This window comes from Mesorhizobium sp. (assembly GCF_004962925.1).
In the GTDB taxonomy this organism is placed as follows: Bacteria; Pseudomonadota; Alphaproteobacteria; order Rhizobiales; family Rhizobiaceae; genus Mesorhizobium.
The window spans coordinates 1-5119 of the sequence record NZ_SUEO01000315.1 but is presented as its reverse complement, the minus strand read 5'-3'; the positions used below and the strand labels follow the sequence as shown (position 1 = coordinate 5119).

5 protein-coding genes and 1 pseudogene are annotated in these 5119 nt (G+C 61.5%); all 6 read right to left on the bottom strand.

Annotated features, from left to right (window positions below; all coding sequences use genetic code 11):
• Positions 1-136: 136 nt before the first annotated feature.
• Complete coding sequence (locus E5W87_RS33690; protein WP_367118905.1) at positions 137-511, bottom strand: YbaK/EbsC family protein; 375 nt, start codon at positions 509-511, stop codon at positions 137-139.
• Positions 512-633: 122 nt separating this feature from the next.
• Positions 634-1455, bottom strand: a complete 822-nt coding sequence (locus E5W87_RS33685; RefSeq protein ID WP_292407749.1) for an MBL fold metallo-hydrolase — start codon at positions 1453-1455, stop codon at positions 634-636.
• Positions 1452-2246 (bottom strand): TatD family hydrolase, encoded by a 795-nt coding sequence (locus tag E5W87_RS33680; protein ID WP_292407746.1) that lies wholly within the window; start codon positions 2244-2246, stop codon positions 1452-1454. Before E5W87_RS33680 ends, E5W87_RS33685 begins: the two co-directional genes overlap by 4 nt.
• Entirely contained in the window at positions 2246-3799 is a 1554-nt protein-coding gene (gene metG / locus E5W87_RS33675; protein ID WP_292407743.1) for a methionine--tRNA ligase, read from the bottom strand. The genes E5W87_RS33680 and metG overlap by 1 nt, the downstream gene beginning before the upstream one ends.
• Before the next feature lie 83 nt (positions 3800-3882).
• The gene (locus E5W87_RS33670; protein WP_292407739.1) at positions 3883-4938 is read right to left on the bottom strand and encodes a DNA polymerase III subunit delta'; all 1056 of its coding nucleotides are present in this window, start codon (positions 4936-4938) and stop codon (positions 3883-3885) included.
• Positions 4935-5119, bottom strand: a pseudogene (locus tag E5W87_RS33665) (thymidylate kinase); the annotation flags it as partial. The gene E5W87_RS33670 and the pseudogene E5W87_RS33665, both read right to left, overlap by 4 nt.

Below are 5119 nucleotides of genomic sequence, written 5' to 3'. Positions count from 1 at the left end.
CAGGAGCGACATTCCTACTTTGCCAGATCCGGACATTTTAACTTAGCTGCTACATCAGAAAGTCGCATAAGATAGATTATGGAACTGAACGGTATCAGGATCAGGCCAAATTCCATAGAATAGTCAAAGACTTGACCTATTCCTCTGCAGCCGACGCTGCCAGCTTAGCTACGACAGCCTGCGCTGCCTTGACCATTGCGTGAGGCTCGGCTGCGAACACTGCGTCATGCGCGCCGGCCGCTGCCCAGACGCGATCGAAACCTAGCAGCGTTTCGTCGGCAAACGCCGGGATCGCAATCAGATGGCCGATCGGCGCGACGCCGCCAATGGCAAATCCCGTCTCGTCGCGGATCTGCCGCGGGTCGGCGCGCTTCAGCGGCTCGCCAGTCAGCGCGGCAGCCTTGGCGAGATCAAGCTGGTTGGCGCCGGAAACCAGGAAGAGAAAAGTCTGCCACTGGCTTCTCCCTGGAAAATCAATGATTTGACGATCTGTGCAACCGTGCAGCCGCATTGCGCGGCGGCTTCCTCGGCTGTGCGTGTCGAGGCGCCCATGCGCCTGATCTCGATGCCTAGACCGGCATCGGCCGCTGCGTTGGTCACACGATCAATGCTGTCAGCCATGAAGAACCGAGCCTATTGCGCTGATTCAAAAGGGATTTCTATCGTCATGCCGTCATAGGCCGGTTGGACGTTATCAGGCGTCTCGGCCATCACGGTGGCGTAGTCGAGCGGCACATGCATATGCGTCAGCACTGCCCTTTTCGGCGCCAGTTTTTCGATCCAGCCGAGTGCCTGGCCGAGCGACAGATGGCTCGGATGCGTCCTGTATTGCAGCGCGTCGATGACCAGCATGTCCAGACCGCGCAGCCGTTCGGCCGTGGCGTTGGGGAAATCACTGATATCGGGGCAATAGGCGAGCCCGCCGATGCGAAAACCAAGCGATATGATGTCGCCATGGATCTGCGGTAGCGGCTCGAGGGTGAGGGCACCCCCATCACCTTCGATCACCAACGGCCTGACATGGTCGATGATATGGGGCTCGACGATGGGCGGATAGGAACTGCCCAGCGGTGTTTCGAAACAATAGCCGAACGCTTCCCGTAACCGCAGCATGGTGGGCTGGTCGGCGTGGATATCGATGAGATGACGCTGCTCGAGCACGAAGCCGCGCAAATCGTCGATGCCGTGGATATGGTCGGCATGCGGATGCGTATAGACCACTGCATCGATGTGCCTGACCGATGCCAGCAGCATCTGCTCGCGGAAATCCGGCCCGGTGTCGATGACGACTGTGGTCCTGTCGCCGTTTGCCGCAATCCGCTCGACGAGCGCTGCGGTGCGCATACGCCGGTTCTTCGGATTGGCCGGATCGCAATTGCCCCAGTCGCCGGTGATGCGCGGCGTGCCCGGCGATGAGCCGCAGCCGAGGATGGTGAGGCGCAGCCGGTCGCTCATGCGTCAGGCGCGCTCGGGCGCGGCATCTTCTTGAACAGCCGGAAGAAATTGTCCGTGGTGACGGCAGCGATCTCGGCCTCGCCGACGCCGATCGTTTCGGCCAGCACCTTGGCTGTATGCGCGACATAGGCAGGCTCGTTGCGCTTGCCGCGAAACGGTATCGGCGCGAGATATGGTGCGTCGGTTTCGACCAGCAGGCGGGCATGTGGCACATCGGCGGCAATGGCGCGCAGCTCGGCCGAATTCTTGAAGGTCAGAATGCCGGAAAAGGAAACGTAGCCGCCAAGCGCCACGCCGACTTCGGCCAGCCTGCGCCCGGACGAAAAACAGTGCAGGATGAAAGGGAAGGCGCCCTTCCCTGTTTCATCCTGGAGGATATCAGCCATGTCGTCATCGGCATCGCGCGAATGGATGACCAGAGGCAGGCCCGTTTCACGCGCAGCGGCGATATGGATGCGCAACCCCTGCGCCTGGGCATCGCGCGGCGCATGATCATAGAAATAGTCGAGCCCGGCCTCGCCGATCGCCACCACTTTGGGGTGAGCGGACAACCGGACAAGCTCTTCGACAGTCACGTCCAGCTCTTCAGCGGCATTGTGTGGATGGGTGCCGACCGAGCAATAGACTTCGTCGAAAGATTCAGCGATCTCAAGTATTTGTTGGAACCGCTTCACACGCGTCGAAATCGTCACCATGCGACCAATTCCAGCGGCTGAAGCGCGGGCGACGATGGCCGCCCGCTCCTCTGCGAAATCCGGAAAGTCGAGATGGCAGTGACTGTCGACCAGCATCAGGCGCTCGCATTCGGCTGTTCGACGTAACGCGGAAACACGCCTTCCGGCGCGGGCAAAGCAACCCCTGACACCAGCGCATAGTCTGCGTGGACATGCACGAAATCGCGGCTGTTCGCCGGCACAGCCAGCAGGTCGAGCAGCTTTGCGGCCGATCCCGGAATGAAGGGCTGGCACAGCAGCGCCACGCGTCGGATGATTTCGGCGGTCGTCCACAGCACCGTTTCCATGCGCGCCGGATCGGTCTTTCTGAGCGCCCAGGGTTCCTGCGAGGCGAAGTAGCGATCGGCCTCCGCCACCACGCCGAAGATCGCCGCAAGCGCTAGATGGATGCCCTGCTCCGCCATCGCCTTGCGTGCAGTAGCAAGCGCCTCCACCGCTTGGTCGAGGATCGCCCTGTCGGCCTCCGCGAGATCGCTGCGCTTGGGCACTACGCCGCCGCAGTTCTTGGCGATCATCGACAGCGAGCGCTGCGCCAGATTGCCAAGGCCATTGGCGAGGTCGGCATTGGTCCGGTTGACGATGGCCTCGTGGCTATAGCTGCCGTCTTGGCCGAACGGCACCTCGCGCAGGAAGAAATAGCGCACCTGGTCGAGACCATAATGCTCGACCATCGCGAACGGGTCGATGACGTTGCCAACCGATTTCGACATCTTTTCGCCGCGGTTGAACAGGAAGCCGTGACCGAAGACGCGCTTCGGCAAAGGGATTCCGGCCGACATCAGGAAGGCCGGCCAATAGACGGCGTGGAAGCGCACGATGTCCTTGCCGATGATGTGTGCATCGGCAGGCCAGAAACGCCAATTGTCAGCATTTTCATTGGGATAGCCGACACCGGTGATGTAATTTGTCAGAGCGTCGACCCAGACATACATCACATGCTTGTCGTCACCCGGCACCGGCACGCCCCAGTCGAAGGTGGTGCGCGAGATCGACAGATCCTTCAATCCTGATTTGACGAAGCTCATCACTTCGTTGCGCCGCTCGGCCGGGCCGATGAAATCGGGTTGGCTTTCGTAGAGCGTGATGAGCTTGTCCTGATAGGCCGACAGACGGAAGAAATAGCTCTCTTCCTCGACCCATTCGACCGGAGTTCCCTGCGGTCCGTAGCGGACATTGTCAGCGCGGATTTCGGTCTCCTCCTCACCGTAGTAGGCTTCGTCCCGCACCGAATACCAGCCGGCATAGCCGCCCTTGTAGATGTCGCCATTGGCAGCCATCGCCTTCCAGATCGCCTGCGAGGCCGCATAGTGACGTTCTTCGGTCGTGCGGATGAAATCATCGTTGGAGGCATTGAGCGCGACCGCCATACGCTGGAAATCGGCCGCGTTGCGGTCGGCCAGTTCACGCGCGGGAATGCCCTCCCGCCTAGCCGTCTGCAGCATCTTGATGCCGTGCTCGTCGGTGCCGGTGAGGAAGAAGACTTGCTTGCCGTCGAGCCGCTGAAAGCGGGCGAGTGCGTCGGTGGCAATCAGCTCGTAGGCATGGCCTATATGCGGCTTGCCATTGGGATAGGAAATCGCCGTGGTAATGTAGAATGTGTCGCGTGACATGAATTAACCGTCATGAATGTCTGAATGAAAGATGTAGCGGTGAGATATCGCATCGAAACGGCGATTGCCATCCCGATGGGCCGTCACATTCGCATTGCAGAATTCAGGCGGTCGATCATGGTCAAGGCGTGCTGCTTCTTGTCGAGATTGTAGGTGTCGGTCTCAGATATCGCGTTCGAAGCCTCGTGCCAAGTATCCGACAGCGTTTTCGCCCGCGCCAGATCTCCCGCCAGCGCGGCTTGGCTTGCGCCGGTCGAGAGCAGGTCGAGCGCACGGCGATTGAAGATATCGAACTGGATCGCCTGGTCGCGACCGGCGACCGCCTCCGCGAGGCGATAGGCGCCGGCAACATCGCTCTTCCTCGCGGTCGCCAGGGCATCGAGCGTCTCGGCGATTTCCAGCCCGCCATACTGCGTCAACAGGATTGCGGTGCGCGCGCTGCCCCCTGCCCGCTTCGCCAATGCCGCGCGCGCCCCGGGATCGTCCGGCGGCGGTGGTTCGACGTTCTCCAACACCGCCATCAGGCTCTCGGCATCGAGCGGTGTCAGCCGCACCATCTGGCAGCGCGACCGGATCGTCGGCAGCAGGCTGCCCGGTGCATGGACGATGAGGATGAACAGTGTTCGTGCCGGTGGTTCTTCAAGGTTCTTCAATAAGGCATTGGCCGCATTGACATTCATGTCGTCGGCCGGATCGACGATCACCACCCGGTAGCTGCCGTCATGCGAGGTCAGCGACAGGAAGCGGCTGACCTTGCGGATCTCGTCGACGGTCACGACCGTCTTGAAGCTTTTCGTCTTGTCGTTCGGCGGGCGGGTCAGATGCAGCACCGAAGGATGTGCGCCGGTGGCTATCTGGCGAAACAGCGACGACGCCGGATCAGGAACGGCGAGAACGTCCGGCGCCTGTTCGAATGCGGGATGCTTCAGCAGATGATGCGCCAGGTGAAAGGCGAGCGTCGCCTTGCCGATGCCGACCGGTCCGACAAAGATCAGGGCATGCGGCAGCTTCCCGGAGCGATAGGCTGACGCGAGCATGCTCGCCGCGTGGCCATGCCCGACCAGGCGCGGCGTCTCGGACGGCTCCGGTACGCCGGCCAGCGTGTCGTGCTGTTCTGGTGCGATCCGTTCGAAAATCATCCTGGCGATGCCTGCTTCCTGTGCGCCGGCGTCATCGTCTCCAGCGCCGCGAACACGGCGGCGGTGACGACATTCTCCACCGTGTCGGGGTCGGCGGACGCGTCGACGACAATGCAGCGCTCGGGTTCCGCCGCGGCGATCGCCAGAAAGGCTTCGCGGCGGCGCTGATGGATATCAAGCG